Raw genomic sequence first — 26,740 nt, forward strand, 5'->3', positions numbered from 1 at the left:
GGTTCAGTACATGCTCAGCAGCTGCTCCACGGAGAGTTCCGCAGCCGGGGCCCCGGTCGGCAGGGCCAGCTCGAACCAGACGGTCTTGCCGCGCGGGGTGCGCCGCGAGCCCCATGCGGCGCTGAGCAGCCCGACCAGCTGGAGCCCGCGCCCGCCCTCGTCGGTGTCGCGGGCGCGGCGGCGGCGGGGCTGGACGAGTCCGGCGTCCCACACCTCGCAGACCAGGGTGCGGTCGCGCAGCAGCCGGAGCCGGATCTCGCCCTCTCCGTACCGCAGGGCGTTGGTGACCAGCTCGCTGACGAGGAGTTCGGTGGTGTCGACCAGGTCGTCCAGGTCCCAGGCCATGAGCTGGGAGCGGGCCAGTTCGCGGGCGCGGCCCACCGAGCGGGGTTCGCGCGGCAGCGTCCAGTCCCCCACCGCCTCCCCGGGGAGCCCCTGGATACGGGCCATCAGCAGGGCGATGTCGTCCTCGCCGTGCCGGGTGTCGAGCGTGGCGAGGACGAAGTCGCAGGCGTCCTCCAGGGGCATCTGCGGTCCGGTCAGCACGGCGCGCAGGGCGTCCAGGCCCTCGTCGAGCGGCTGGTCGCGGGATTCCACGAGCCCGTCGGTGTAGAGGGTGAGCAGGGCGTTCTCGGCGAGCTCCACCTCCACCTCCTCGAACGGTTCGCCGCCGACGCCCAGCGGCATCCCCGGCGGTACGTCGATGAGCCGGGCGGGCCTGCCGGGCTCCACGACGGCCGGGGGCATGTGCCCGGCGTTGGCGAACGTGCAGCGCCGGGTGACCGGGTCGTAGACCGCGTACACACAGGTGGCGAGGTACACCTCGGAGAGGTCCGCCTCACGGGACTTCTGCGCGGCGCGGGAGGGCCACTGGGCTCCGCCGCTGCCGCCGAGCCCTTCGCTGCGCTCGCCGCCGCCCGGGGAGCCGAGGCCGCGCGCGACCTCGTCCAGGGCGGAGAGCACCTCGGCGGGCTCCAGGTCGAGGAGGGCCAGCGTCCTTACGGCGGTGCGGAGTTCACCCATGGCGACGGCGGCCCGCAGGCCCCGGCCCATGACGTCGCCGACGACCAGGGCGGTGCGGTGGCCCGGCAGCTCGATGACGTCGAACCAGTCGCCGCCGACCTCGGTCGCGGTGTTGCCGGGGAGGTAGCGGCAGGCGATGTCGAGCCCGGCGGCCTCGGGGTCGCCGGGGGGCAGCAGGCTGCGCTGGAGGATCAGGGCGCGTTCGTGTTCGCGGCGGTAGAGGCGGGCGTTGTCGATACAGACGGCGGCGCGGGCGGCCAGCTCGGTGGCGAGCGCCCGGTCCCGCTCCCCGAAGGGCTCGCTCCCCTTCGTACGGGAGAACTGGACGAGGCCGACGACGGTGTCGTGGGCGACCATCGGCACGGCGAGCGTCGACTGCACGAACCCCATGTCGTCGCCGGGGACCGCCTCGACCTGGCCCGAGCGCAGCGCGATCGCGCACGGCGAGCCGAACGGGAAGCGGTGCACCGAGCCGAGCGCGGGCGGCAGGTCGTGGGGGCCGGGGCCGCCGCTGCCCGCCACGGCGGTCGGCAGCGCGTCGGCGACGGCGCTGGCGTGGGCGACCCGGCGCAGCTCGGCCGAGCCGCCGCCGGATTCGCGGTGCGGGGGCGCCCAGCTGCCGGGTGCGGCCTCCTCACCGGTGAGGAGGCCCTGGTAGAGGTCGACGGAGGCCAGGTCGCAGAAGCCGGGGACGGCCACGTCGAGGAGTTCGCGGGCGGTGGTCTCCAGGTCGAGGGAGTTACCGATGCGGGCGCTGGCCTCGTTGAGGAGGGCGAGGTTGCGGCGGGCGCTGGCGGCCTCACGGGCGGCGATATGACGGCGGGTGACATCGGTGGCGAGGCCCGCGACACCGACGGGGCGTCCGGCTCCGCTGTGCACCCGGTAGAGGTTCATGGACCAGTGGCGGCGGCCGGTGCCGCCGGGGGTGGGCCCGACCAGCTGGAGGTCGGTGACGGACTCGCCCGTATCCATGACGCGTTTCAGCGTGGCGCCCAGCCGCTCGGCCTCGGGGCCCGGGAGGTAGTCGTCGACCGTGCGGCCCCGGTGGTCGTCGGCCGCGCCGCCGAAGACCGTGGCGAAGCGCTGGTTGGCCCGTACGACGGTGAAGTCCGTACCGAACAGCACGAAGCCGAAAGGAGATTGGCCGAAAATGGCCTGCGAGGCGGCGAGGTCCGTCTCGATCCTCCGCAACGCCCGGACGTCAACGACGATACAGAGCGCGGCCCGCTCACCGTCCGCCGTCAGACTGGGCATCACATAGACCTCGGCGAGCCCGTGCGCTCCGCCCTCGCCCGGCATCCGGAACGGGACGAGGCCCGTCCACTCCTTGCCGTCCAGGATCTCGCCGACCCGCCGATGGCCGTCCGAGCGCAGCTCGGCGGGCATGAAGGCGTCGACCGGGTCACGCCCTATCGCCTCGTCCGCGGCCATGCCGAAGAGGCCGGCGGCCCGGCGGCTCCACTGCTCGATCAGGCCGTCGGGGCCGATCGAGAAGGAGGCGACCCTGATGTAGTCGTAGATCGAGCCGGGCGGACTGCTCTGCCACACGACGTCGCCCGTTGTCCCAGGTATTTCGCTCACGCGACCGTCCCCTCCAGCTCACACACCGGACCGGTCCTGCCCGCAGTATTCAGCACTACGGCCCCGACCGACACGGCGTTCACGATCACAGCAAGGTCTCAGTCCCTTTCAGCCAGGTTCTGCCCGACCTCTGGTGATCGCTGTGCGTCCCTCCCCACTCCTAACCAGGGAGAGCGAGCTCGAACCACACCGTCTTGCCACTCTTTCCGCGACGGGTCCCCCAACGGCGTGCGGAACAAGCCACGAGCTGCAGTCCTCGGCCGCCCTCGTCGTCGGGTCCCGCACTGCGTTCGGTGGGTGGATCCGGAAGCGGATCGGAGACTTCCACCAGCAGCCCCGGGGCGGCGGGCGGGCGGTCGGCGAGCCGGAGGTCGGTGGAGAAGTCTCCGGTGAGCCCGCCCGACCCGTTGCCCGAAGCGTTGTCCGATCCGTCACCTGATCCGTCGCCCGGTCCGGCACCCGATCCGGCACCCGAGGTGCTCGGGCGCGAGCGCTCCAGTCGTACGCCGATGGGGCCGGAGGCGTAGCGCAGGGAGTTGGTGACCAGCTCGCTGACCAGCAGGACCGTCAGGTCACCGACCGCCGTGTCCAGGCCCCAGCAGTCCAGGGCGTCACGGACGGCGTGCCGGGCACTGCGCACGGAACCCGGTTCGGCCGGGAAGGTCCACTCGGCGCAGTCGCCTTCGGTATCGATCACGCCGATCACTTCCCAGGGCAGACCACGGGCGCACCCCACAGATAAATGGGGACTAAACAGCCCATACCCACCATTTATTGCTTACTACCGCGCAAGCCTTCGTTTGGTGCAGACGGGGGTACGGGCCCCGCCCGCCGCGGGCGGCGGGTCAGCGCAGCTCGCCGGCGGCTTCGAGGTCGTCGAAGAGCAGTTGGTCCACCGGGGGCACGAGAGAGCGGTCGGCGTAGGAGAACCACGCCACCTCCTCGATCTCGCTGCTCGCGGCCAGGGTCCCGCGATAGTCGGCGTAGTAGCAGCTCATCGTGACGAGGGGGGCGTCCGGACCGTCATGGGCGTGCGCCTCGTACGTACCGGCGTGGACGACGGTCTCCGGGATCAGGCCGACCGTCAGCTCCTCCTCGATCTCGCGCAGGAGGGTCTCCAGGTCGGTCTCGGCGCCCTCGCGCTTGCCGCCCGGGATGTAGAAGACGTCCTTGCCCTTGGGGCGGGCGCAGAGAATCCTGCCGTCCTCGATCCGCACCCATGCCACCGTGTCGATCAGCACCGACGTCACCGCTCCGCCCCTCGTTCGCCGCGCCCGGGACGCTCGTACCGGACGGGCGGGACCCTACCGCCTGCGCGGCAGGGCCCCGGAACGCGACGGGGGCGCCTCAGGCCCTGAGGCCTGACGGGGCGCCTCAGGCCCTAGGGTCGGCCTCCCTGGCCCACGCGCTCCACCCGGTACACCTGGCGGTGCTTGCGGTCGTCCAGGCCGTCGGCGACCTTCTGCGCCTCGGCCTGGGTGGCATATCTGCCGACCCGGTAGCGGTTGCCGCTGTCGTCCTGCCGTATGACCAGCCACGGGAGCACAGCACCACTGTCGCTCATCGTGTTGCTCCCCCGCATATGCCCCCTCTTTCCACCGGCGTGCACGTATCCACCGGCGTGCACGTCTCTAAGGATCCCCAGGAAACCGCAGTACGCATATGCCCGAGCGTACGCCTGACCTTCACTCAGCGCAGGCGCCTTTACACAAAGAGATACACATCCGGCCAACACGAAGGGGGCGCATCCGCTGAATGCGCCCCCTTCACCGCCCCATCGCCCCTGGTTCCGGGGCCGCCACACGGCCCGACGGGGCGTCAACTCATCTGACCGGCAAGTGATAGGCGACCCGGTAGCGGTCGGCGGGCACCACCACGTCGGCCGTCTCCACGGCCCGGCCGGAGGCGTAGTACGTACGCCCGATCACGATGACGACATGGCCCGGCACCCCGCCGAGCGCCAGCAGCTCCTCCGCGAGCCCTGGGCGCGCACCGACCTCCTCCGCCACGTTGTCGACCACGATGTCGATCGCCGCCATGCGGTCGACCACCCCGCAGCCGCCCAGCGGACCCTCCTCAGGGAGCATCACCGGCGTACGCCCGGTGACAGAGAGGGGCTCCCACGAGGTGGAGAGCATGATCGGTTCTCCCGCCTCCCGGAACACGTAATGCGTCCGCATGACCCGGTCGCCCGGCTCGATGCCGAGCCGCTCGGCGACCTCGGCGCTCGCCCCCTCCTGCTCGCTGCGGGACTCCCAGGTCCCGCGCACCCCGTCGGCGGTCTGCTCCTGGCGGAACGGACTGGCCCCCTTCCCGGGCCGGTATCCGGAGCGGGCGATCATGCGGGGGACGGGGCGCTCGCGCACATAGGTGCCGGATCCGGAGCGGCCCTCGACCAGCCCCTCGGCCATCAGGACCTTCCGCGCCTCCAGGGCGACGGTGTCCGATACCCCGTACTCCTCCCGGATGCGGGCCTGCGACGGCAGGCGGGTATGGGGCGGCAGCGCGCCGTTCACGATCTTCTCCCGCAGATCGCTCGCCACGCGCAGATAGGCGGGCTGCTCACCGAAAGTCACAGGCCACTCCCAACAGGTTGACAGTCTGCAACAGCCTGACAACCGTGGGTTGTGCACCGCAAGCATGGGCCAGAGTTTCACTCAATGTGATGACGCTGCGGTCGTTCATGCATGAACCGACTGCGAGCACCAGGGCGCTTACCAGCCATTCCCACCCGGAATCCACACCGGACCCGCCCCGAACCTGCCCCGAATTCCGTCGGCCGACACCGCCGCGGAGACCCACAACTCCCCAGCCCTTGACCGTTTTTGGTCCAGACCAATACCTTCCTGTGCACAGCACGGCTCCCGATGTCCCTCCCGCAACGGATCACGCACAGGAACGAGCCTCATGCGTCGAAGAGACCTGTCCCGACTGACCATCGCCGGCGTCGCCCTCGCCCTGCTGGCGGGCACCGCCCCGGCCGCGGTGGCCGGCAGCGACCGCGGCCAGAACAACGGCGGCGACCGCTCCAAGGGCCACCACCGTCCCGCGTACAAGAACATCGGCTACTTCACCCAGTGGGGCGTCTACGGACGCGACTTCCAGGTCAACGACCTGCAGACCAGCGGGTCCGCGGCCAAGCTGACCCACATCAACTACGCCTTCGGCAACGTCAACGCCGAGGGCAAGTGCTTCACCGGCAACATCCCCGGCCAGGCCGATGCCTGGGCGGACTACGCCCGCCCGCTCGACGCGGCGAACTCGGTGGACGGCGTCGCCGACACCGACACCCAGCCGCTCGCGGGCAACTTCAACCAGCTGCGCGAGCTGAAGGCCAAGAACCCCGGCCTCAAGGTCATGATCTCGCTCGGCGGCTGGAGCTACTCCACCAACTTCTCCGACTCGGTGCGCACGGCCGCCTCCCGCAAGGCGCTCGTCGCCTCCTGCATCGACCTGTACATCAAGGGCAACCTCCCGGTGGACGGGGCGCGCGGCGGCCAGGGCGCGGCGGCCGGCCTCTTCGACGGGATCGACGTCGACTGGGAGTGGCCCGGCTCGGCGGGCAACGAGGGCACCGTCTTCCGCCCGGAGGACAAGAAGAACTTCACGGCCCTGATCCACGAGTTCCGCACCCAGCTCGACGCGTACGCGAAGAGCCAGGCCAAGCAGAAGAAGGGCAAGGGCCACCACAAGCCGAAGCCCAAGCACTACGACCTGTCGGCCTACGTCCCGGCCAACCCGGCGGCGATCGACGCGGGCTTCGACGTGAAGCGCCTCATGAAGGACTTCGACTTCGTCAACCTTCAGGGATACGACTACCACGTCTCGGGCGAGAAGAAGACGGCCCAGCAGTCGGCGCTGTACGCGAAGAACGACTTCAGCGTGGACCAGACCGTACGGGACTGGATCCGGCGCGGCGCCCCCAAGCACAAGCTCGTGGTGGGCATGCCGACGTACGGCCAGGGCTGGACCGGAGTGAGCGGCGGCGGCAAGGGCCTGGGCCAGCCGGCCACCGGCCCGGCTCCGGCCACCTGGGCCAACGGCTACGAGGACTACAAGGTCCTGAAGAAGCTGGCCGCGTCGGGCACGTACAAGATCCACCGCGACACGAAGAACGGCCACGCCTGGCTCTTCGACGGGACCTCGCTGTGGACGTACGACGACCCGCAGGTGCTGCGCGCCAAGACCTCGTACATCCGGGACAAGGGCCTCGGCGGCGCGATGTTCTGGTCGCTGGACGGGGACACGGACGACGGTGAGCTGGTCAGCACCGTCGACCGCGGGCTCAACCGCCGCTAGACACGAAGGAGTCGGGGCGGTCGCTGTCCGCGACCGCCCCGACCTCATGTCATCGGCTCAGTACCGCTGCGCGGGGATCAGAAGTGCAGACCCCAGCTGTTGATCCGGCCGGTGTCGTACGTCCAGTTGTCGGCGACGCGGAGCTTCCAGGTGCCGTTGGCGGGGACGGAGGAGGCGTTGACCGTGTACGTGGTGACCACGTTGTCGCTGCTGCCGCCGGAGCCGAACGCCTTCAGGTTGAAGACCGTGCCGTTGGGAGCGACCAGGTCGATCTTCAGGTCACCGATGTAGGTGTGCGAGATGTTGACCGGGACCTGCAGCGTGGCCGGGGCGTTGCCGGTGATCCCGGTGACGGTGATCGGCGACTCGACGGTGGAGTTGTCGTTGATCGGGTAGCCGGTGGTGTTCTCGAACTTCTTGCCCGGGTCCGGGTCCGGCGGGTTGGTGCTGCCCGCGCCCACGTAGAGGAGGCGGTTCGGCGAGCCGGTGCCCGGGTTGCCGACGACGTTCGGCGTCGAGGCCGCGACGAGACCGGCGGAGACCTGGGCGGGGGTCGAGCCCGGGTTGTCGGCGAGGTAGATGGCGGCCGCGCCGGCGACGTGCGGGCTGGCCATCGACGTACCGGAGATGGTGTTCGTGGCGCTGTCGCTGGTGTTCCACGTCGAGGTGATCGACGAGCCGGGCGCGAAGATGTCCACGACCGCACCGAAGTTGGAGAAGCTGGAGCGGGCGTCGGTGTTGGTCGTCGAGCCCACCGTGATGGCCTCGGCGACGCGCGCCGGGGACTTCGTGTTCGCGTTGGTCGACTCGTTGCCCGCCGCGACGGCGTAGGTGATGCCGGAGGCGATGGACCGCTGCACGGCCGCGTCGAGGACCGAGTCGGCGCCACCGCCGAGGCTCATGTTGGCGACGGCGGGCTTCACGGCGTTGGCCGTCACCCAGTCGATGCCCGCGACGACCTGCGCGGTGGTGCCCGAGCCCTGGTTGTTCAGTACCCGGACGCCGACGATCTTGGCCTTCTTGGCCACGCCGTAGGCGGTGCCGCCGACGGTGCCCGCCACGTGCGTGCCGTGGCCGTGTCCGTCCTGCGCGACGTTGTCGTTGTCGATGGCGTCGTAGCCGTTGAAGGCCCGGCCGCCGAAGTCGCCGTGGCTGATCCGTACCCCGGTGTCGATGACGTAGGCGGTGACGCCCTCACCGGCCTTGTCGGGGTAGGTGTAGCGCTGGTCCAGCGGGAGGCTCCGCTGGTCGATCCGGTCCAGACCCCAGGAGGGCGGGTTGTTCTGGGTGGCGGAGACCGTGAAGGTGCGGTTCTGCGAGACGGAAGCGACGGCCGGGTCGGCGGCGAACTTCTTCGCCTCCGCGGCGGTGGCCTCGACCGCGTAGCCGTTGAGGGCCGAGCGGTAGGTCCGTTCGATGGACGCGCCGTACTTCTTCGCAAGGGCCTTGCCCTGGGCGGAGTCGGACCTGGCGGCCGAGTCCTTCAGCGTGACGATGTAGCTGTCGCTGACGGTGCCCGGGGCACCCGCGTTCAGAATCACGCCTTCGGGCGCACGCTCGGCCGCGATCGCCGGGAGGGTGCCGGCGGTGGCGAGCGCGACGGCTGCCGCGGTGGCTATGACGGTCGCCGCGGCGAGTCTTCGACGTGCATGGGGGGTGTGACGCATCACTGACATGTGAGGGGTCCTCCTCATAGGCGGTGCGCTGGTGGGGGGTGGTTCCGGAGCCGCGCGAGACTCCCGGCAGGGGCATGACAAATCAACCGTCCGAACGCCCCGTTTTCTGCGTCGTCCGCGACCGGCATGCCCTGCTGCCAGCGAAAGATTGACCGATCCATGGCAAACCCACAAGGGTGCCTTGAGCCACGCCATACGTGCGTCATTCACCTGCCATATGCCTGACATCCTGGCGACCATGACCACCTATCACTGCCCCCGGGACGGAACCCGGTCCGCCGTTTCCGCCCTGACCTGGTGCTGTCCGGTCTGCCGCGGCCCGTGGGACCTGGACTTCACACCGGCCCCGGGGCTCGCCCTGAACGCGCTTTCCGGGCGTGCCAATTCACTGTGGCGTTACGAAGAGATCCTGCCGCTCTCCGCCCCCTCGGTCTCCCTCGGCGAGGGCCGCACCCCGCTCGTCCCGCTCACGGACACCGTCTCGGCCAAGCTCGACCATCTGATGCCGACGCTCTCCTTCAAGGACCGGGGCGCGGTGATGCTCGTGGAGCTGGCCCGGCGGCTGAACCCGGAGCGGGTGGTGGCCGACAGCAGCGGCAACGCGGGCACATCGATCGCCGCGTACTGCGCCCGCGCGGGGCTGCCCTGCACGGTGTACGTCCCCGAGGGCACGTCGCCCAAGAAGACCGAGCAGATCCGGGCCCACGGGGCGCGCCTGGTGGCCGTCCCCGGCGACCGGGAGGCGACGGCCCTGGCCGCCCGCGCGGCGGCCGACGAACCCGGCGCGTTCTACGCCTCGCATGTATTCAACCCGTACTTCCTGCACGGCACGAAGACGTACGTGTACGAGCTCTGGGAGGACCTCGGCGGCCGGCTCCCCGACACCCTCGCGGTCCCGGTCGGCAACGGCACCCTGCTCCTCGGCGCGGCCCTCGCCTCGGCCGAACTGCACGCCCTGGGCCTGATCGCGTCCCGGCCGCGGCTGATCGCCGTCCAGGCCGAGGCGGTCGCCCCGCTGGCCGCCGCCTTCCACGCGGGCGCGGACGACCTGCTGCCCGGTGCCGCCGCCGCCCCGACCCTGGCGGAGGGCATCGCGATCCCGCGTCCGCCGCGCGCCCGGCAGATCCTGGCGGCGGTACGGGGGTCGGGCGGCACGTTCCTGACGGTGACGGAGGACGAGATCCGGGACGCGCAGAGGGACTTGGCGGCGCGCGGGTTCTACGTGGAGACGACGGGGGTGGCGTGCTGGGCGGCGGTACGGGACGGCCTCGGGCAGGGCGTCGATCGGCCGGGGAGCGTGGTGGTGCCACTGTGCGGGGCGGGGCTGAAGACGGGGATGGCGGGTTAGCGGGCGGCGGGTCAGGGGGCAGCCGGTTGCGGGTGGCCGGTCAGGGACGGCTGATCAGGGGAGGGCCGGTCAGCGGGTGGCGTCCGATGGGCCGAGCTCCAGCAGGTACGTGTCCAACTCCGCGGCCCCCGCGAGCAGCGCGCGCCCTCGGGCGGAGAGCCGGGAGTGCCAGTCCCCGAGGGCGGCCTCCAGGGGCGCGAGCCCGCCGGCCGCCCGGACCTGGTCGATCAGCGGGGCGATCTGCTCCAGCAGGTAGCCGCCCCGCCGGAGCTGGTGGACCAGCCGGGCATCCCGTACGTCGGCCTCGCCGTACACGCGGTAGCCGGTCAGCGGATCGCGGCGGGGGCTGACCAGCCCGGCGTCCTCCCACTTGCGCAGGGTGGCGGGCCGGATGGAGAGCCGGTCGGCCAGGGGGCCGATGAAGGTGGCGGCGGGGCTCGCGCGGGGCGCGGACTCCGCCGCGTCGGGCCCCAGGTCGCGCAGGGCGCTCTCCACCGCCCGCAGGGTCCGCCGGTCGTCCAGGAGCTGGGCGTGGCTCTCGTCGATGAGGAGGAACGCCTCGTCGGCCGCGCCCCGGTTCACGGCCCGCATGATGCCCGTCGCCCTCGCGTGGCCGTGGCCGGGCACCAGGGCGAGGAACGTGTCCAGGGCGCGGGCGTGCAGCGGAGTGTAGGTGCGGTAGCCGCTCCCGGTGCGCTCGGCGGCCGGGAGGATGCCGGCCTCCTCGTAGTTCCGTACGGCCTGCGTGGAGAGACCGTGCGGGCGGGCCAGGTCGACCGGCCGGAGCCGTACCCGGCTTTGAGGGTTTTCCCCCACACCAACCCCCAATTTCCGGTGCTGTCAGCGCACTCGGCAGGAAAAGTCTCCACCGAAGGTTCAACGATACCGTTGAATCCATGGCCACCGACCTCACCGATATCACCCACACCACCCATGCCGTCGAAGCCTCCTCCGTCATGAAGCTGCTCAGGGCCCGCCCCCGGCTGCTCGCCCTGGGCGAGCCCACCCACGGCGAGGACACGTTGCTCGACGTACGCAACGAACTCTTCCGGCACCTCGTGGAGCAGGAGGGTTACCGGACGATCGCGATCGAGAGCGACTGCCTGATGGGCCTGCTCGTGGACGACTACGTCACCGGGGGCGAGGGCACCCTGCACGACGCCATGGAGCACGGATTCAGCCACGGGTTCGGGGCGTCCGCCGCCAACCGTGAACTCGTGCGCTGGGCAAGGGAGTACAACGAAGGCCGCCCCGCCTCCGACCGCCTCCGCTTCGCCGGATTCGACGGCCCCCTGGAGATCACGGGCGCCGCGAGCCCCCGGCAGGCCCTCACCGCACTCCACGGCCACCTCGCCTCCTGGCTGGACGCGGACGAACTGCTCCCCTGCACCGCCGCCACGCTCGACCACCTCCTCGGCAGCGACGAACGCTGGACCGAACCGGCGGCGATGATGGACCCGTCCCGCTCCTTCGGACGGTCGCCCGAGGCGGCGCAACTGCGCCTGCTGGCCGACGACTTGGTGGCACTGCTGGACGAGCGGACCCCGCACCTGATCGCCGCGGCCGGGCGGGAGGCCTCGGACCGTGCCCGCCTGTACGGCCGCACCGCCACCGGCCTGCTGCGGTACCACTCCTGGATGGCCGACACCTCACCGGCCCGCATGGTGCGGCTGCTCGGCGTACGGGACCGGATGATGGCCGACAACCTCCTCGCCCTCGCCGCACGCGGCCCGGTCCTGGTCTTCGCCCACAACAGCCATCTCCAGCGGGAGAAGAGTTCGATGCGGATGGGCGGCTTGCCGCTGGAGTGGTGGAGCGCCGGCGCGATAGTCGCCGCGCACCTGGGTGCGGAGTACGCGTTCCTCCCCACCGCCCTCGGCACGATCCGCCACCACGGAGTGGACGCGCCGCCACCGGAGACGGTGGAGGGCCTCCTGTACGCGCTCCCCGGGGACCGCCTCCTGGTCGACGCGCGCGGACTGGCCGCAGCCTTGGGCGAGGCGCTCCCCGCGCCCCGCGACTCCCCCTGGTTCGGCTACTTCGGCCTGGACCCGGCGCACCTGGCGGAGGCGGACGGGCTGATCTTCGTCAAGGACCTCGCGCAGAGCTGAGGGCCGCATCGAAGAAGGACAGGGCGGGCGGGTTCCGGTAGGGAAGGGCTACCCGTCAGGCGGGTTCCGGGAGGCACAGGACTACCCGTCAGGCGGGTTCCGGCAGGCACAGAGCCGTCCGGCGGGCGGGTTCCGGCGGGAGACACAGGGCCATCCGGCGGGCGCGTTCACGCCGAGCCCCCGGGGCGGGCGTGCCGTACCGCCCGCCCGTACGGCCGCCTCCCTACCTTCGTACCGTGAGCCTCTCGCGTATCTCCGTCCTCGCACCCCTGGTCGCGGCCGCCCTGATCGCACCGCTGCCACCCCTCCCCCGGGCGGCCGCCGCCACCCCGCCACCGCCGCCGTCGTCCCCTGCCGTGCCCGCCTGCGGCCGGACGGACGGCCAGGACCCCACCTGGGCCTTGTCCTCCACCCGCTTCGGAGAGTCGGAGGGTTACGACCCCTACGTGGGGAACGGCTATCTCGGCCACCGGGTCCCCGCCACCGGCACCGGCTACGCGGCCACCGGCGAGAAGACGGGCTGGCCGCTCTACACCCCCCGCTACGACGGCGCGTTCGTCTCCGGGCTGTACGCCACGGACAAGGCGGTCTCGGAGGGCCGCGAGGTGATCGCCGCGCTGCCGAGCTGGACGACGATCGAGGTGGGAGTCGGCAACGAGAAGTACGGCGCGGACACACCGGCCGGCCGGATCTCGCGCTACCGGCAGACGGTCTTCCTCAGCTGCGGCCTCGTCCGCACCTCGCTGCGCTGGACGACGGCGGACGGCCGGGCCACGGACCTCACGTACGACGTCCTGGCCGACCGGTCCGACGTCCACACCGGCGCCGTACGCCTGCGGATGACCCCACGCTGGAGCGGTACGGCGACGGTCACGGGCCGGCTGGACGACCGGGGCGCACGCCGGATCACGCTGCGCAAGGACGGCACGTTCAGGACGCTCGGCACCGGCGTGGAGGGGGCGGTGGCGCAGACGATGCGCCGGGGTTCCGGGGTAGTCGAAACACTGCGCCCCGAGTCGCGTACGGCCCCGCGGCCGACGCCGGTGCGCGAGGGGACGACGTACACCTTCGAGAAGTACGTGGGCGTCGACACCGCCCTGACCTCCCGCGCCCCCGCCGATGACGCCCGCGAGGCGGCGCACCGCGCGGCCCGGCGCGGCTGGGAGCGGATCTTCGCGGCGAACGAGACGGCCTGGCGCGAGGCCTGGTCCGCCGATGTCCTGGTCCCCGGCGACCGCCGGCTCCAGGGGTGGCTGCGCTCGACCCAGTACGGACTCCTGGCGAGCACCCGGCGCGGCTCCTCCGACAGCATCGCTCCAGCAGGCCTGACCAGCGACAACTACGCCGGCATGATCTTCTGGGACGCCGAGACGTGGATGTTCCCGGGTCTGCTCGCCACCCGCCCGGAACTGGCCCGCTCGGTGGTGGAATACCGCTACCGCACCCGGGACGCGGCCCGTGCGAATGCCGAGAAGTACGGCCACCGGGGCCTGTTCTACCCCTGGACCAGCGCGAGCAGGGGCCGCATCGACTCCGAGTGCCAGAGCTGGGACCCACCGCACTGCCTGACCCAGAATCACCTCCAGGGCGATGTCTCGCTGGCGGTCTGGCAGTACTACCTGGCCACCGGCGACCGCGACTGGCTGGCGGCCAGGGGCTGGCCGCTCCTGAAGGGCATCGCGGAGTTCTGGCAGTCGCGCGCCACGGCGAACGCGGACGGCAGCTACTCCATCAAGAACGTGGCCGGGCCCGACGAGTACAGCAACGGCGTGGACGACGCCGTCTTCACCAACGCGGTCGCCGCCACCGCCCTCCGCAACGCGACCCGCGCGGCCGACCTGCTCGGCCACCGCCCCCCGACCGGCTGGAACCGGGTGGCGGACGGCCTCCGCATCCCGTACGACGCGGACCGGAAGGTCTTCCTCCAGTACGCGGGCTACAACGGCTCCACGATCAAGCAGGCGGACACGGTCCTGCTGATGTACCCGCTGGAGTGGCCGATGGAGCCGGGCGCGGCGGCCGCCACCCTGGACTACTACGCGGCCCGCACGGACCCCGACGGCCCCGCGATGACCGACTCCGTGCACGCGATCGACGCGGCGGCGATCGGGGAGCCGGGCTGCTCGACGTACACGTATCTCCAGCGTGCGGTACGACCGTATCTGCGGGGTCCGTACGACCTGTTCTCCGAGGCGCGCGGCGACAAGTCCGGCGCCGAGGACCCCCTGTCGGGCTTCCCGGCCGAGGACTTCCTGACCGGCAAGGGCGGTTTCCTCCAGGTCTTCACGCACGGCCTGACGGGTCTGCGCCTGCGCGAGGACGGCGTGCACCTGGACCCGCTGCTGCCGCCTCAACTGCGGGAGGGCGTGCGGCTGACGGGGCTGCGCTACCGGGATGCGACGTACGAGGTCGAGATCGGCGCCCGTACGAGCACGGTCCGCCTGACGTCGGGCACCCCGTTCACGGTCCACACGGCGGAGGGCCCGCACCACCTCACCTCGGCGTTGGTGCTCCCGACGCGCCGCCCGGACCTGACCCCGACGGCCGACGCGGCCCGCTGCCGCCCGGCAACGGCCACCTCGGAGACCCCCGGCCTCTACGCGGAGGCGGCGGTGGACGGCTCCCCGGCGACATCCTGGTCCCCGGACGGCGCGGAGGGGGCCCTGACGGTGGACCTGGGCCCGCACCCTCTGCGCATCACCTCGGTGACCCCGCGCTGGAGCGACGTACCGCCTGCGTCCCACACGTTGGAGACCTCCGTCGACGGCCGCTTCTGGCGCCCGTACCTGGCGGGTGACACGGCCCGCAAGGTCCGGGTGACGGTGGTCTCGGAGGACCCGGAGAAGCCGGCGGGGGTCGCGGAGCTGAGAGTGGAGGCGGGGAGGTAGGGGCTGGGCACCACCTCCCACGAAGCTCCCGCGCACCATCGGGTGCAGCATGGAAGAGGGGGCACGACGCGACCATCGGAGGTGCGGAAACCATGGGCATGTACATGGACGTCCACCGCGGCATGAAGGGCATCACGTCCGATCAGCTGAAGAAGGCCCACGAGGCCGACACAGCGATCGAGAAGGACGAAGGCGTCCACTTCGAACGCGCCTGGGCGGACCCGAAATCCGGCACGGTCTACTGCCTCTCCACCGCCCCCTCCGCCGAGGCCGTGCAGCGCATCCACGAACGCGCGGGCCACACGGCGGACGAGATCCATGCGGTGCCGCTGGCTGTGTGACACGCGGCAGACCTGAATCGGTGGTGGAACGCGACAACCGGACTTGGCTGCGGCGGGAAACAGAATGCTCCCCGCCGCAGCGAGGGCGCGGGCGCTCCCGGCCTCACTCAGCCGCCGGACGTCCGCCCCCGGCCCGGCAGCGGGGCCTCCCCCGCCGCCTCGGCCTCGGCCTTCGCATCGCTCACTGCGACGGCGGCCTGCTTCGCCACCACATCGGCGGCGGTGGCGGCATCCAGCGCGAGCGTCGGATCCGCACCGAGCTCCGGAGACGCGGCCTCGTCCGGCGTACCGTCACCGGCCGCTTCCGCTCGCTGTGCGGTTTGGGGAGAACCCATCTCCGACCGGTCGCCGAACGCGCTGGTGACGGTACGGACCGCCTCGGTCAGCTCGCCCGGGATCACCCAGAACGTGTTGTTCTCGCTCTTCGCCAGGTGCGGGAGGGTCTCCAGATACTTGTACGCCAGGACCTTCGGGTCGGCGTTGTTGCGGTGCACGGACTGGAAGACGAGCTCCACCGCCTTGGATTCGCCGTCCGCCCTCAGGATCATGGCCTGCTGCGTGCCCTGAGCCTCCAGGATGTCCTTCTGCTTCGTACCCTCCGCGGTGAGGATCTTGGCCTGCCGCTCCCCCTCGGCGTGCAAGATCGCCGCGCGCTTGTCCCGCTCGGCCCGCATCTGCTTCTCCATCGCTTCTTTGATGGTGTTCGGCGGGTCGATGGCCTTGATCTCGACGCGGTTGACGCGGATGCCCCACTTGCCGGTCGCGTCGTCGAGGACCGCGCGGAGCCGGGCGTTGATCTCCTCACGCGAGGTGAGGGTGCCCTCCAGGTCCATGGAGCCGATGACGTTCCTCAGCGTGGTCACGGTGAGCTGATCGATGGCCTGCAGATAGTCGGCGACCTCGTAGGCCGCCGCCCGGGGGTCGGTGATCTGGTAGTAGAGCACGGTGTCGATGTTCACGACGAGGTTGTCCTCGGTGATCACCGGTTTGGGGTCGGACGAGTACACCTGCTCACGTACGTCGAGTTTGGTGTTGACACGGTCCGCCACCGGCAGGACGAAGTTCAGACCGGGCTGGAGCGTACGGCGGTACCGGCCGAACCGCTCGATGTTGTAGCGGCGCGCCTGCGGAACGATCCGCACAGTGGCGGCCACGAGAAAGACGACAACGATCGCCGCCACAAGAATCGGGATGACAACCGGATCCATGCGTCCTCCCTCAGTACGTGTTCAGCCGTTCACGGAAGAAGCTCGCGCGGGTACACCACAGCTGTGGCGCCTTCGATCTCCATGACATCCACCAGCGCTCCCACCGGGATCACATGGGTTTCGTCGAGAGCCCGGGCGGACCATTCCTCGCCGGACACCTTGATCAGGCCGTGGGTCGCGGTCACCTCCTGCATGACCTCGGCCCGCTTGCCGATCAAGGCGTCGCTGCCCTCAAGGGTGATGGGCGAGCGATCCATGGCCCGCAGGGCGATGGGCCGCACGATGACGAGCCCCGCCACCGCCGCCAGTGCGAGCGCCACCAGCTGACCGAGGAGGCCGATGCCCACACCGGCCACCACGGCAGCAACCAGCGCGGCGCCGGCCAGCAGCCCGAAGACCAGCGTCAGCGTGAAGAACTCCGCAGCGCCGAGCGCCGCGGCGGCGAGCAACCATGCGAGCCACGGCATCGAATCAGCCTCCCCAAGGGGACCTATACATCACATACCCGCCACAACCGGTACGGAACCGCTCTCCCCGTCCACTCTGCGATCAGGGCGCCCGGAGGGAGGGGTGCCAGGCGTCGGGAGCGCCTTTGATAGCGTCCTCGGCCGGATCAACGGGGTAAGGAAACAGAATGCGATCCATACGGGGGCTCGGGCGACGGACGAAGGCGGCAGGGGGAGCGCTCGTCCTGACGCTCACGGCCGGCGGGCTGATCTGGGGGTTCGGCCTCCGGGGCGACGGCTCGGGGCAGAGCCCCGCCGACACCTGCCGGGGGGCGCTGGCGGTCGAGGAGGCCGAGGCGTTCTTCGGGGGCGCCGGGCTGGAATTCGGCGGCCATACCTCGGAGTGGGTGGGCCACGAGACCGAGTACTGCGCGGCATGGGCCCGTGGCGGGGAATCCGGTGGCGTACAGCTCAAACTGAACATTCGCCCGGCGGCAGCCCATCGCGCCAGTGGCGCGGCGGAGGACAGCTCGGCGACACCGATCGGATTCGGCTGGAACGGCTCGTTCGTCTCCGGACACACACCCGAGGCCGCGGTGCTCATCGACTGCGCTCCGCTGCCGGGCAAGGGGCTCCTGGTCCTGACCGAAGCACGCGAGGACGTCGAGGAACTCTCGGACGAGCAGGTAGTCCAAGTGGCCCGGTTCACCACCGAGTCGGCGCGCCGGGCGGCAGAACGCTTCGGCTGCGAGGGACCCCTCGGGCAACGCCCCTCGACCGTCGACCGCGCCGGATGGCGAACGCTCCCCCTCGCCAGGGCGGAAGGGACCTGCCGCGATGTCGCCGACTCGCGGGACACGTCCCGGCTGGGGCTCACAACGGCTTCGGAGATGCCGGTCGGAGGTGCGCTCACCGAGGAGTGCTCCCTGAAGCTGCCGGCCAAGGGCCACCATGTGCGCCTCTCCGCGTACTACGGCCCTTCCTCCCAGCAGGAGATCTACCTGGACAACCGCTACCCCGGCAGCGTGAAGGGCGCGGTCACCCGCTCGCATCCCTGCAAGGGCGCCCTGGGGACGGCGTACTTCAAGTTCGAGGAATTCCCGAGGCCGGACGCCGAGAAGGGAGTACGGAGCAGCGTCCGCAGCGAGGACGCGCAACGACTGCTGACGTCCTTCGCCACCGCTTCCGGGTCTCGGCACAGTTGCCCCGTGACCTGAAGAAGCCGACCCATCGATCCACCGTGTACGACACCTGGTCCTGAGCCAGGACACGTGCGGTCGGCCAATGCCACCGTGGGGACCGGCGGGCTGGGTTGTCAGTATCTACTGCTTCCATGACGCCATGAGCACTGTGCACGAGACCGCCACCCGCCTTCCCACCCCCACCGAACTCCGCACCCACCTGCGTGCGTTGGCTGTCCTGGAGGCTGCGATCGCCGACGATCCGCAGTACTGCCACTACACCTTTCACGGCGCCTGGGGTCCCGGCGAAGAGGCAGCCTTGATGGAGAACGGTTCGGGGGACGACTTCTCCGTCCTCTTCACCCCGGCCGGTGTACTCATACGCGGCTTCGACCACGAGTCGGCGATGAGCCCCTACGGGACGGACGACGAGCAGGTCTGGCCCGGAGTCATCGACGAAGTGCCCGCCGCACTGCGCCCACTCCTGGACGAACCCGCCTTCCGCGATGAGGACATCGGCGCCCCTCGGGTCACCACCTGCCTGTGGTGGGAGACCGGCGGCACGGCCTGGCGCGCCGGTTCGGGCATCGACTTCCCGCCCGGCAGCGAGGACCCGGACGGCTCCGGTTTCCTCTTCCGCCTCCTCGCCGACCGCTCCCCCGAAGCCACCCGGGCCCACTTCGAGGACTGCTACGAGCGCCCCGTCCCCCTCGAAGCCGTCCGCCACGTCCTCGCCGGACATCCCCTCACCCCCGCGGTCGCCGCAGCCCTCAACCCGGCCGCCCTCTCGGACAACGCCCTGCTCCGCAGGATTGCCGCGCATCCCGAGGTCGTTTCCTACCTTGCCTGCGACGGCGAGTTCGACCTCGCCCGCACCGACCCGATCGAGCCGATCGCCCTACCTAACGGCCTCCCGGTGGAGCCGGTCGCCGGTTGCAACGCGGGCGGCACCCACTACCTCTGCGGCCCAGCCGTCCCTGGCGGCCCCCGCCCCGTCCTCTACACCGACTCCGAGGGGCAGGCCTCCCTGATCGCCGAGTCGCTCGCCGAGGCCCTGACCCTCGCCGTCGCCCTCCCGTCCTGGCACGACGCCCTGGCCGGCTTCCGGCCCCCGGCCCTCAGCTCCGACTACCTCGACGACCACCCGGGCCACCCCGCCGTCCGCGACCGTCTCCTCGCCACCCTTCGGCTCCCCCCGGCCACCGAGCCGGAAGTCCTGGACCGCCTCCTCGCCACTGCCGCCCGTACCGTCCCCGACGGCTTTCTCCCGCACGTCCCCGACGAGGAGGACTCCGCCTTCCAGCCGATGCTCGAACCGCTTGCCGACTAAGGAGCTCAAGGGCACAAAGGTGACGAAGCGTCAGAATATCCAGCACCCATCCAGCACGGGAACCGGCAAGGGGCCGAATCCCGAGAGGGCCGACCCCTTGCCACCTGCAGACTTGACGAACCAACTAGCCCGCAGTAACCGGCTGACTACACATTGAAGCGGAACTCCACCACATCCCCGTCCTGCATCACGTAGTCCTTGCCCTCCATGCGCGCCTTGCCCTTGGCGCGGGCCTCGGCGACCGAGCCGGTCTCCACCAGGTCGTCGAAGGAGATGATCTCCGCCTTGATGAAGCCCTTCTGGAAGTCGGTGTGGATCACACCGGCCGCCTCCGGGGCCGTCGCGCCCTTCTTGATGGTCCAGGCGCGGGCTTCCTTCGGGCCTGCCGTGAGGTAGGTCTGGAGGCCCAGGATGTCGAAGCCGACGCGGCCGAGGGTGGCGAGGCCCGGCTCCTCCTGGCCCATGGACTGGAGGAGCTCCAGGGCCTCGTCGTCGTCGAGCTCGATGAGCTCGGACTCGATCTTGGCGTTGAGGAAGATCGCCTCGGCGGGGGCGACCAGGGCGCGCTGCTCGTTCTTGAAGTCCTCGTCGACCAGCTCGTCCTCGTCGACGTTGAACACGTAGAGGAACGGCTTGACCGTGAGCAGGTGCAGCTCGTGGAGGAGCTTGCCCTTCTCGGTGCCGGCCGTGATGCCCGCCGAGAAGAGGGTCTCGCCGGACTCCAGGATCTTCTGCGCGTCCTCGACCGCGGCGAGCACCGCGACCTTCTCCTTCTGGAGGCGGGACTCCTTCGTCAGGCGCGGGACGGCCTTCTCGACGGACTGGAGGTCGGCGAGGATCAGCTCCGTGTTGATCGTCTCGATGTCGTCCTTGGGCGAGACCTTGCCGTCGACGTGGACGACGTTCTCGTCCTTGAAGGCGCGGATGACCTGGCAGATCGCGTCGGACTCGCGGATGTTCGCGAGGAACTTGTTGCCCAGGCCCTCACCCTCCGACGCGCCACGGACGATGCCGGCGATGTCGACGAAGTCCACCGTGGCCGGCAGGAGCTTCTGGGAGTTGAAGATCTCCGCGAGCTTGTTGAGGCGCGGGTCCGGGACGCCGACCACTCCGACGTTCGGCTCGATCGTGGCGAACGGGTAGTTGGCCGCCAGCACGTCGTTCTTGGTCAGGGCGTTGAACAGGGTCGACTTGCCGACATTTGGCAGACCGACGATTCCGATCGTGAGCGACACTTTGGCGACTTCCTGGAGTGAGGAGGGGGTCAGGGGCGTCCGGGGCCGGCTCGGCTGTTCGGGCCGGGTCTCGGAGTGGACCGATTCTCCAGTTTACGGGCGGGGGCGCGCGGCCCCGCACGGGTCCACCCGAGGCCGTGGACCGGTGGGTACTGTTCGCTGCTGTTCTGTGCTTCGGTGTCGTACGCCGATGGCCCTCGCGTGCCTCCTCGGCGTATGCCGCCCGCCGTCCTGTACGGCTCGACTGCGCCTTGTGTACACCGCCGAACAGGTTCGTTTCGGCCGTGTGGCATCGAACGCAACGCCAAGCTCAGCCAAAGCGCGTGTCCAACGCCTGATTCCTCCCGCCCCGCGACCTACGTTGTCCCCGTGGAGCAGCACAGGACACGTCCCCCGCAGCGCAGGCCGTCACCGCAGGCCGCGACCGCCCCTCCCGTCGCGCCCGTGCAGGGCTCCTTCGGGGAGAACGCCACCGTCTACCGGGCCGTGGGGGCGGCCGGCGGGCGTGTGCGTGCCGTGCCGCCCTTGCTGCTCGCCCTGCGGCGCTTCCCCAATCCCCGGCTGACCGGGATCGGGGCCGGGCTGTTCGCCGCCCTCACCATGTTCGTGCTCGCCTGCCTGGACCGGCTGCTGTTCGACAGCTCCGAGATCGTCTACGGGCTGCTGTTCCTGCCGGTCAGCGCGCTCACCGCCCTCTGGGTACGGCCCGCCGACCTGGTCACCGCGCCGATCAGTGTGCCCATCGCCTTCGCCGTCGGGGTCTTCCCGATCTCCGGCGGGTCCGACGGCTTCGGCGGTCAGACCATGGCCCTGGTCACCGCGCTCGCCGTGCACGCCGGCTGGCTGTACGGGGGCACGCTGATCGCCGGCCTCATCGCCTCCGTACGCAAGGTCCGGCACATGCGGGCCCGGCGGCGGTATCTGCTGGCTCAGGGGCGTACGGGAGCGGAGAAGGGGCGGCCCGCTCCCCGGGCGCCCAAGAAGGCCGCCGGGGCGGGCGCACCGGCCGGACGTGCCGAGCGCCCCCGCGCCAGCAGGTGACAGCGGACTGCCTCTCCCGCTGCCCCCGCGCCAGCAGGTAACGCACCACCCGGCCAGGTAACGCCGCCCCAGCAGCAGGCGCCGCCCCTACCTCCCCGCCGCCGCCATCGCCGCGCCGACGATCCCCGCGTTGTTCTGGAGCTCCGCCGGGACCATCTCCGCGCGGACCTTCTCGATCAGCGGCAGGAACTTCTCCGCCTTGCGGCTCACGCCTCCCCCGACGATGAACAGCTCGGGCGAGAACAGCATCTCCACGTGCAGCAGGTACTTCTGGACCCGGTGCGCCCAGTGCTGCCAGCTGAGGTCCTCGTCCTCCTTGGCCTTCGTGGAGGCACGCTTCTCCGCGTCGTGGCCGTGCAGCTCCAGGTGGCCCAGCTCCGTGTTGGGGACGAGCCGGCCGTCGACGAAGAGCGCGCTGCCGATGCCCGTACCGAAGGTCAGCATGATGACCGTGCCCTTGCGGCCCCGGCCCGCGCCGAACGTCATCTCCGCGACCCCGGCCGCGTCCGCGTCGTTCAGGATCGTCACGGGCTGGCCGACCCGCTCGCCCAGCAGGGCGCGGGCGTCGATGTCGATCCAGCCCTTGTCGACATTGGCCGCCGTGCGCGTGGTGCCGTCCGTGACGACGCCCGGGAACGTGATCCCGATCGGGCCCGACCAGTCGAAGTGGCCGACGACCTCTGCCACGCAGTCGGCCACGCGGTCGGGCGTGGCCGGATGCGGTGTCAGCACTTTGTGGCGCTCCTGCGCCAGGTCCCCTCGGTCCAGGTCCACGGGAGCGCCCTTGATCCCTGAACCGCCGATGTCCACGCCGAAGATCTCCATGGAAACACCGTACGGGCAGGCCGGGCCCCGTGCCCTGCTACTCGGCCTACTCGCGGACTCCGCCTACTCGCGCCTACTCGGCGGAGAGGGCGGCGGCCTCGGCGCGGAGGTCCCGGCGGAGCTCCTTGGGGAGGGAGAAGGTGATCGACTCGTCGGCCGTCTTGACCGTCTCCACGTCCTCGTAACCGCGCTCCGCGAGCCACTCGATGACCCCGTCGACCAGGACGTCGGGGACCGAGGCACCGGAGGTCAGGCCGACCGTCGTCACGCCCTCCAGCCACGCCTCGTCGATCTCGCTCGCGAAGTCGACCAGGTGGGCGGCGTCGGCTCCGGCGTCGAGGGCGACCTCGACCATGCGGATGGAGTTCGAGGAGTTCTTGGAGCCGACCACGATGACCAGCTCGGCGTCCTCGGCCAGCTTCTTCACCGCGATCTGGCGGTTCTGCGTGGCGTAGCAGATGTCGTCGCTGGGCGGCGAGAGGAGGTTGGGGAACTTCGACTTGAGCGCGCCCACCGTCTCCATCGTCTCGTCGACGGAGAGCGTGGTCTGGGAGAGCCAGACGACCTTCGACTCGTCGCGGACCTCGATGTTCGCCACGTCCTCGGGGCCGTCGACCAGCTGGATGTGGTCGGGGGCCTCTCCGGAGGTGCCGATGACCTCTTCGTGGCCCTCGTGGCCGATCAGGAGGATGTCGTAGTCCTCCTTGGCGTACCGGACGGCTTCCTTGTGGACCTTGGTGACCAGCGGGCAGGTCGCGTCGATGGTCGCGAGCTTGCGCTCGGCGGCCTCCGCGTGGACGGTGGGCGCGACTCCGTGCGCGGAGAACATCACGATGGACCCTTCGGGGACCTCCGCGGTGACGTCCACGAAGATCGCACCCTTCTTCTCCAGGGTCTGCACGACGTACTTGTTGTGCACGATCTCGTGGCGGACGTAGATCGGGGCCCCGTACTGCTCCAGGGCCTTCTCGACGGCGATCACGGCGCGGTCCACGCCCGCGCAGTAGCCACGGGGTGCGGCGAGCAGGACACGACGGGCAGGCGTTGCAGTCATGCGTCCCATCGTAAGGCCGTACCGAACAGGCGCCGTGACGGCCGGGTCGGGAGACTGATGGCTGGACGGGTGCAGCGGACGGTGACTGTGGAGGGTTCATGACGTCTGACTCGGGGAGCGGTACGGGGTCTGCGGGCGGCAGCGGGGCAGGGAGCAGCGCCGAGGAGGGCAAGCTGCGGCGGTCCCTCGGCTTCCGGGACCTCGTCGTCTACGGGCTGCTGTTCATCGCGCCCATGGCCCCCGTCGGGATCTTCGGCACCCTGGACGCCAAGTCCGGCGGCTCGGTCGCCCTCGTCTATGTCGTGGCCACCGTCGTCATGGGGTTCACCGCCTTCAGTTACGCCCAGATGGTGCGGGTCGCCCCCTTCGCCGGCTCGGTCTTCACGTATGCCCGCAAGGGGCTCGGGGAAGGGCCCGGCTTCATCGCCGGGTGGATGGCGATGCTCGACTATCTGCTGATCCCGGCCGTCGCCTACCTCTTCTCCGGGATCGCGATGAACGCGCTGGTCCCCGAGGTGTCGCGGTGGGTGTGGACCGCGTTCGCCGTCCTGATCACCACCCTGCTCAATCTGTGGGGGGTGCGGGCGGCCGCACGGGTCGGGTTCGCCGTGCTGGCCATGGAGATCGTGGTGCTGCTGGTCTTCGTGGTGTCGGCCGTGGTCGTCCTCGTACGGGACGGGGCGCAGCGCGGGTGGCTGACGCCGCTGACCGGGGACGCCACGTTCTCCATGGCGGCGGTCCTGGGCGCGGTGTCGGTGGCCGTCCTGTCGTATCTGGGGTTCGACGCCATCGCCTCGTTCGCGGAGGAGGTGACGGGCGGGTCGCAGAAGGTGGCGCGGGCCGTGCTGTTCTGTCTGGTGCTCGCGGGGGTGCTGTTCATCGCCCAGACGTATCTGGCGGCGCTCCTGGAGCCGATGAGCTCGGCGGAGCTGGCCGCGGATCCGGCGGCCCAGGGGTCGGCCTTCTACGACGCGGTCGACGCCTCCGTCGGGACCTGGCTGCACGACCTGGTCGCGGTCAGCAAGGCGATCGGTGCGGCGTTCGCGGCGCTGGCGGGGCAGGCCGCCGCCGGGCGGCTGGTCTTCGCGATGGCCCGCGAGCGGCGGCTGCCGTCCTTCCTCGCGAAGGTCGACCCGAAGTCGGGCGTGCCGCGGGTGGCGATCCTGGGGGCCGCGATCGTGACGCTCGTGGCCGCCGTGTGGGCCGCCCGGCGCGACGACGGCCTGGACCATCTGGTGTCGGTGGTGGACATCGGGGCGTTGACCGCGTTCGTGCTGCTGCACGCGTCGGTGGTCGGCTGGTTCGCCGTACGCCGGATGAGCGGGCCGCCCGTCTGGTGGAAGCACGTGCTCATGCCGGTGGTCGGTGCGGGGGTGCTGATCGCCGTCATCGTGGAGGCGACGACGAGCGCCCAGGTGGTGGGGTTGTGCTGGCTGGCTGTGGGGTTCGTGGTCCTCGCGGTGCAGGGGGCGGGCGGGCGCGGGATGGAGCGTCCTCACTAGGGGCCTCGGTGAGTGCCTCAGTAAGGGGTTTGCCCTTCCCGGACCGCCGTCGTTGTCGGTGCGTCCCGATACGCTCGGGCGCATGGCTCTCAACACGTCCGCGGAAGCGCCGCTGCCCGTCGGTGAGGTGTCGCGGCTCATCGGGGGGTGGATCGACCGGCTCGGTGCCATCTGGGTGGAGGGGCAGATCACCCAGCTGTCGCGGCGGCCGGGTGCCGGGGTCGTCTTCCTGACCCTGCGCGACCCCTCGCACGACATTTCGGTGAGCGTGACCTGCTTCCGGCAGGTCTTCGACCGGATCGCCGACGTGGTGAGCGAGGGCGCCCGGGTCGTCGTCCTCGCCAAGCCCGAGTGGTACGCGCCCCGGGGGCAGCTGTCGCTGCGGGCCACCGACATACGGCCGGTCGGTATCGGTGAGCTGCTGGTGCGGCTGGAGCAGCTGAAGAAGTCGCTCGCCGCCGAGGGGCTCTTCGCCCTGGACCGGAAGAAGCCGCTCCCCTTCCTGCCGCAGCTCATCGGGCTGGTCTGCGGGCGTGCCTCGGCCGCCGAGCGCGATGTCCTGGAGAACGCGCGCCGCCGCTGGCCCGCCGTGCGCTTCGAGGTCCGCAACACCGCCGTGCAGGGGGTGAACGCGGTCAGTCAGGTGGTCCAGGCGGTCGAGGAGCTGGACGCGCTGCCCGAGGTGGACGTGATCGTCGTGGCCCGGGGCGGCGGCAGCGTGGAGGACCTGCTGCCGTTCTCCGACGAGCAGCTGATCCGGGCCGTGGCCTCCTGCCGTACGCCGGTGGTCTCCGCGATCGGCCATGAACCCGACTCCCCGCTGCTGGACCTGGTGGCCGATCTGCGCGCCTCCACGCCCACGGACGCGGCCAAGAAGGTCGTACCGGACGTGGGCGAGGAGCTGGAGAGGGTGCAGCAGTTGCGGGACCGGGCGCTGCGGACCGTACGGGGGATCCTGGACCGTGAGGAGCGGGGGCTCGCGCACGCGCTGGGGCGGCCCGCCATGGAGCACCCCCAGCGGCTGGTGGACGAGCGGGCGGCGGAGGTCGACGCGCTCGTCGGGCGGAGCCGCCGGGTGCTGGGCCATCTGCTGGACCGGGCCGATTCGGAGCTCGCGCACACCCGGGCCCGGGTCGTCTCGCTGTCGCCCGCCGCCACGCTGGAGCGGGGGTACGCGGTGCTCCAGCGGCCCGACGGGCATGTGGTGCGCTCCCCCGCCGAGGCCGGGGCGCCCGGTGAGCCGCTGCGGGCACGGGTGTCGGAGGGGGAGTTCACGGTGCGGGTGGACGGGGGCGGGGACGGGTGAGCCTCGATGAGGAGGCTGGGCGCGTGGGACCGGGAAACGACAGACCTAGGGTGGATCACATGACGGACGACGGTACGGCGGCGGCTGCCGCGACGGGCACGCTCGGGTACGAGCAGGCGCGGGACGAGCTGATCGAGGTCGTGCGCCGGCTGGAGGCGGGCGGCACGACGCTGGAGGAGTCGCTGGCCCTGTGGGAGCGGGGCGAGGAGCTGGCGAAGATCTGCCGCCACTGGCTGGAGGGCGCCCGGGCCCGCCTGGACGCCGCGCTGGCCCGCCCGCAGGACGAGCCCGGCGGGGGTCCGGGCTCCGACGACTGAATCCCTGGCGACCGCAGCCGGCCGACAA

General features: G+C 71.0%; 23 protein-coding genes. 11 read left to right on the forward strand and 12 right to left on the reverse strand.

Annotation, left to right across the window (positions count from 1 at the left end; all coding sequences use genetic code 11):
• Positions 1-3: 3 nt before the first annotated feature.
• The 5 genes from IE264_RS25745 to IE264_RS25765 all read right to left on the reverse strand — a co-directional run bounded on the left by IE264_RS25745 (position 4) and on the right by IE264_RS25765 (position 5,180).
• Positions 4-2,571: a SpoIIE family protein phosphatase gene (locus tag IE264_RS25745; protein WP_190167713.1), complete on the reverse strand. Its 2,568-nt coding sequence runs from the start codon at positions 2,569-2,571 to the stop codon at positions 4-6.
• 193 nt (positions 2,572-2,764) lie between these two features.
• Positions 2,765-3,310, reverse strand: a complete 546-nt coding sequence (locus IE264_RS25750) for an ATP-binding protein (protein WP_015611086.1) — start codon at positions 3,308-3,310, stop codon at positions 2,765-2,767.
• 139 nt (positions 3,311-3,449) lie between these two features.
• Complete coding sequence (locus tag IE264_RS25755) at positions 3,450-3,854, reverse strand: NUDIX hydrolase (RefSeq protein WP_015611085.1); 405 nt, start codon at positions 3,852-3,854, stop codon at positions 3,450-3,452.
• A gap of 131 nt (positions 3,855-3,985) precedes the next feature.
• Positions 3,986-4,186 (reverse strand): hypothetical protein, encoded by a 201-nt coding sequence (locus tag IE264_RS25760; protein WP_015611084.1) that lies wholly within the window; start codon positions 4,184-4,186, stop codon positions 3,986-3,988.
• Positions 4,187-4,427: 241 nt separating this feature from the next.
• Entirely contained in the window at positions 4,428-5,180 is a 753-nt protein-coding gene (locus IE264_RS25765; protein WP_031123187.1) for a GntR family transcriptional regulator, read from the reverse strand.
• Positions 5,181-5,511: 331 nt separating this feature from the next.
• On the opposite strand from IE264_RS25765, the gene IE264_RS25770 reads away from it, so the two are divergent.
• Positions 5,512-6,903: a glycoside hydrolase family 18 protein gene (locus IE264_RS25770; RefSeq protein ID WP_032757751.1), complete on the forward strand. Its 1,392-nt coding sequence runs from the start codon at positions 5,512-5,514 to the stop codon at positions 6,901-6,903.
• A gap of 77 nt (positions 6,904-6,980) precedes the next feature.
• On the opposite strand, the gene IE264_RS25775 is transcribed toward IE264_RS25770, so the two are convergent.
• A complete protein-coding gene (locus IE264_RS25775; protein ID WP_032757749.1) occupies positions 6,981-8,579 on the reverse strand; it encodes a S8 family peptidase in 1,599 nt (532 codons plus the stop codon).
• A gap of 238 nt (positions 8,580-8,817) precedes the next feature.
• On the opposite strand from IE264_RS25775, the gene IE264_RS25780 reads away from it, so the two are divergent.
• The gene (locus IE264_RS25780) at positions 8,818-9,927 is read left to right on the forward strand and encodes a threonine synthase (RefSeq protein ID WP_229887758.1); all 1,110 of its coding nucleotides are present in this window, start codon (positions 8,818-8,820) and stop codon (positions 9,925-9,927) included.
• A 69-nt stretch (positions 9,928-9,996) separates the two neighbouring features.
• Here the strand turns inward: IE264_RS25780 and IE264_RS25785 are convergent, their stop codons facing one another.
• Positions 9,997-10,743, reverse strand: coding sequence for a TioE family transcriptional regulator (locus tag IE264_RS25785; protein WP_032757746.1), 747 nt, complete (start codon positions 10,741-10,743; stop codon positions 9,997-9,999).
• Positions 10,744-10,823: 80 nt separating this feature from the next.
• Between IE264_RS25785 and IE264_RS25790 the strand changes: the two genes are divergently transcribed.
• The 3 genes from IE264_RS25790 (at position 10,824) to IE264_RS25800 (ending at position 15,267) form a co-directional block, all read left to right on the forward strand.
• Positions 10,824-12,038, forward strand: a complete 1,215-nt coding sequence (locus IE264_RS25790) for an erythromycin esterase family protein (protein WP_032757745.1) — start codon at positions 10,824-10,826, stop codon at positions 12,036-12,038.
• Positions 12,039-12,274: 236 nt separating this feature from the next.
• Positions 12,275-14,926, forward strand: a complete 2,652-nt coding sequence (locus IE264_RS25795; protein ID WP_032757743.1) for a glycosyl hydrolase family 65 domain-containing protein — start codon at positions 12,275-12,277, stop codon at positions 14,924-14,926.
• Between the two features lie 92 nt (positions 14,927-15,018).
• Positions 15,019-15,267: an SCO4226 family nickel-binding protein gene (locus IE264_RS25800; RefSeq protein WP_032757742.1), complete on the forward strand. Its 249-nt coding sequence runs from the start codon at positions 15,019-15,021 to the stop codon at positions 15,265-15,267.
• Positions 15,268-15,374: 107 nt separating this feature from the next.
• On the opposite strand, the gene IE264_RS25805 is transcribed toward IE264_RS25800, so the two are convergent.
• Together IE264_RS25805 and IE264_RS25810 are read right to left on the reverse strand one after the other, a co-directional pair.
• Positions 15,375-16,475: an SPFH domain-containing protein gene (locus IE264_RS25805; RefSeq protein WP_032757741.1), complete on the reverse strand. Its 1,101-nt coding sequence runs from the start codon at positions 16,473-16,475 to the stop codon at positions 15,375-15,377.
• Positions 16,476-16,504: 29 nt separating this feature from the next.
• Positions 16,505-16,942, reverse strand: coding sequence for an NfeD family protein (locus tag IE264_RS25810; RefSeq protein WP_015611074.1), 438 nt, complete (start codon positions 16,940-16,942; stop codon positions 16,505-16,507).
• 167 nt (positions 16,943-17,109) lie between these two features.
• Between IE264_RS25810 and IE264_RS25815 the strand changes: the two genes are divergently transcribed.
• Together IE264_RS25815 and IE264_RS25820 are read left to right on the forward strand one after the other, a co-directional pair.
• Positions 17,110-18,138, forward strand: coding sequence for a hypothetical protein (locus IE264_RS25815; RefSeq protein WP_032757740.1), 1,029 nt, complete (start codon positions 17,110-17,112; stop codon positions 18,136-18,138).
• Between the two features lie 124 nt (positions 18,139-18,262).
• Positions 18,263-19,432, forward strand: a complete 1,170-nt coding sequence (locus IE264_RS25820) for a hypothetical protein (protein ID WP_032757739.1) — start codon at positions 18,263-18,265, stop codon at positions 19,430-19,432.
• Between the two features lie 146 nt (positions 19,433-19,578).
• Here the strand turns inward: IE264_RS25820 and ychF are convergent, their stop codons facing one another.
• Complete coding sequence (ychF, locus tag IE264_RS25825) at positions 19,579-20,667, reverse strand: redox-regulated ATPase YchF (protein ID WP_015611071.1); 1,089 nt, start codon at positions 20,665-20,667, stop codon at positions 19,579-19,581.
• A gap of 369 nt (positions 20,668-21,036) precedes the next feature.
• Between ychF and IE264_RS25830 the strand changes: the two genes are divergently transcribed.
• Positions 21,037-21,708, forward strand: a complete 672-nt coding sequence (locus IE264_RS25830; protein ID WP_078618749.1) for a DUF6542 domain-containing protein — start codon at positions 21,037-21,039, stop codon at positions 21,706-21,708.
• A gap of 87 nt (positions 21,709-21,795) precedes the next feature.
• Here the strand turns inward: IE264_RS25830 and ppgK are convergent, their stop codons facing one another.
• Both ppgK and IE264_RS25840 read right to left on the reverse strand, forming a co-directional pair.
• Positions 21,796-22,533: a polyphosphate--glucose phosphotransferase gene (gene ppgK / locus IE264_RS25835; RefSeq protein WP_032757738.1), complete on the reverse strand. Its 738-nt coding sequence runs from the start codon at positions 22,531-22,533 to the stop codon at positions 21,796-21,798.
• Between the two features lie 73 nt (positions 22,534-22,606).
• Positions 22,607-23,596, reverse strand: a complete 990-nt coding sequence (locus tag IE264_RS25840) for a 4-hydroxy-3-methylbut-2-enyl diphosphate reductase (RefSeq protein ID WP_190167706.1) — start codon at positions 23,594-23,596, stop codon at positions 22,607-22,609.
• Positions 23,597-23,685: 89 nt separating this feature from the next.
• Between IE264_RS25840 and IE264_RS25845 the strand changes: the two genes are divergently transcribed.
• From IE264_RS25845 to IE264_RS25855, 3 genes are all read left to right on the forward strand, one after another.
• Entirely contained in the window at positions 23,686-25,089 is a 1,404-nt protein-coding gene (locus tag IE264_RS25845; RefSeq protein WP_051821853.1) for an APC family permease, read from the forward strand.
• Positions 25,090-25,171: 82 nt separating this feature from the next.
• Complete coding sequence (gene xseA / locus IE264_RS25850) at positions 25,172-26,395, forward strand: exodeoxyribonuclease VII large subunit (RefSeq protein WP_015611066.1); 1,224 nt, start codon at positions 25,172-25,174, stop codon at positions 26,393-26,395.
• A gap of 59 nt (positions 26,396-26,454) precedes the next feature.
• Entirely contained in the window at positions 26,455-26,712 is a 258-nt protein-coding gene (locus IE264_RS25855) for an exodeoxyribonuclease VII small subunit (protein ID WP_032757736.1), read from the forward strand.
• Positions 26,713-26,740: the final 28 nt, after the last annotated feature.

Origin of the sequence: Streptomyces microflavus (genome assembly GCF_014650075.1) — a bacterium.
Classification (GTDB): domain Bacteria; phylum Actinomycetota; class Actinomycetes; order Streptomycetales; family Streptomycetaceae; genus Streptomyces; species Streptomyces microflavus.

Coding starts and splice junctions, on each gene's coding strand:
- IE264_RS25790 (WP_032757745.1), top strand. CDS start 10,824: ATGGCCACCGACCTCACCGATATCACCCACACCACCCATGCCGTCGAA.
- IE264_RS25805 (WP_032757741.1), bottom strand. CDS start 16,475: ATGGATCCGGTTGTCATCCCGATTCTTGTGGCGGCGATCGTTGTCGTC.
- IE264_RS25810 (WP_015611074.1), bottom strand. CDS start 16,942: ATGCCGTGGCTCGCATGGTTGCTCGCCGCCGCGGCGCTCGGCGCTGCG.
- IE264_RS25775 (WP_032757749.1), bottom strand. CDS start 8,579: ATGTCAGTGATGCGTCACACCCCCCATGCACGTCGAAGACTCGCCGCG.
- IE264_RS25770 (WP_032757751.1), top strand. CDS start 5,512: ATGCGTCGAAGAGACCTGTCCCGACTGACCATCGCCGGCGTCGCCCTC.
- IE264_RS25815 (WP_032757740.1), top strand. CDS start 17,110: ATGCGATCCATACGGGGGCTCGGGCGACGGACGAAGGCGGCAGGGGGA.
- IE264_RS25760 (WP_015611084.1), bottom strand. CDS start 4,186: ATGCGGGGGAGCAACACGATGAGCGACAGTGGTGCTGTGCTCCCGTGG.
- IE264_RS25780 (WP_229887758.1), top strand. CDS start 8,818: ATGACCACCTATCACTGCCCCCGGGACGGAACCCGGTCCGCCGTTTCC.
- IE264_RS25840 (WP_190167706.1), bottom strand. CDS start 23,596: ATGGGACGCATGACTGCAACGCCTGCCCGTCGTGTCCTGCTCGCCGCA.
- IE264_RS25800 (WP_032757742.1), top strand. CDS start 15,019: ATGGGCATGTACATGGACGTCCACCGCGGCATGAAGGGCATCACGTCC.
- ppgK (WP_032757738.1), bottom strand. CDS start 22,533: ATGGAGATCTTCGGCGTGGACATCGGCGGTTCAGGGATCAAGGGCGCT.
- IE264_RS25820 (WP_032757739.1), top strand. CDS start 18,263: ATGAGCACTGTGCACGAGACCGCCACCCGCCTTCCCACCCCCACCGAA.
- IE264_RS25845 (WP_051821853.1), top strand. CDS start 23,686: ATGACGTCTGACTCGGGGAGCGGTACGGGGTCTGCGGGCGGCAGCGGG.
- IE264_RS25855 (WP_032757736.1), top strand. CDS start 26,455: ATGACGGACGACGGTACGGCGGCGGCTGCCGCGACGGGCACGCTCGGG.
- xseA (WP_015611066.1), top strand. CDS start 25,172: ATGGCTCTCAACACGTCCGCGGAAGCGCCGCTGCCCGTCGGTGAGGTG.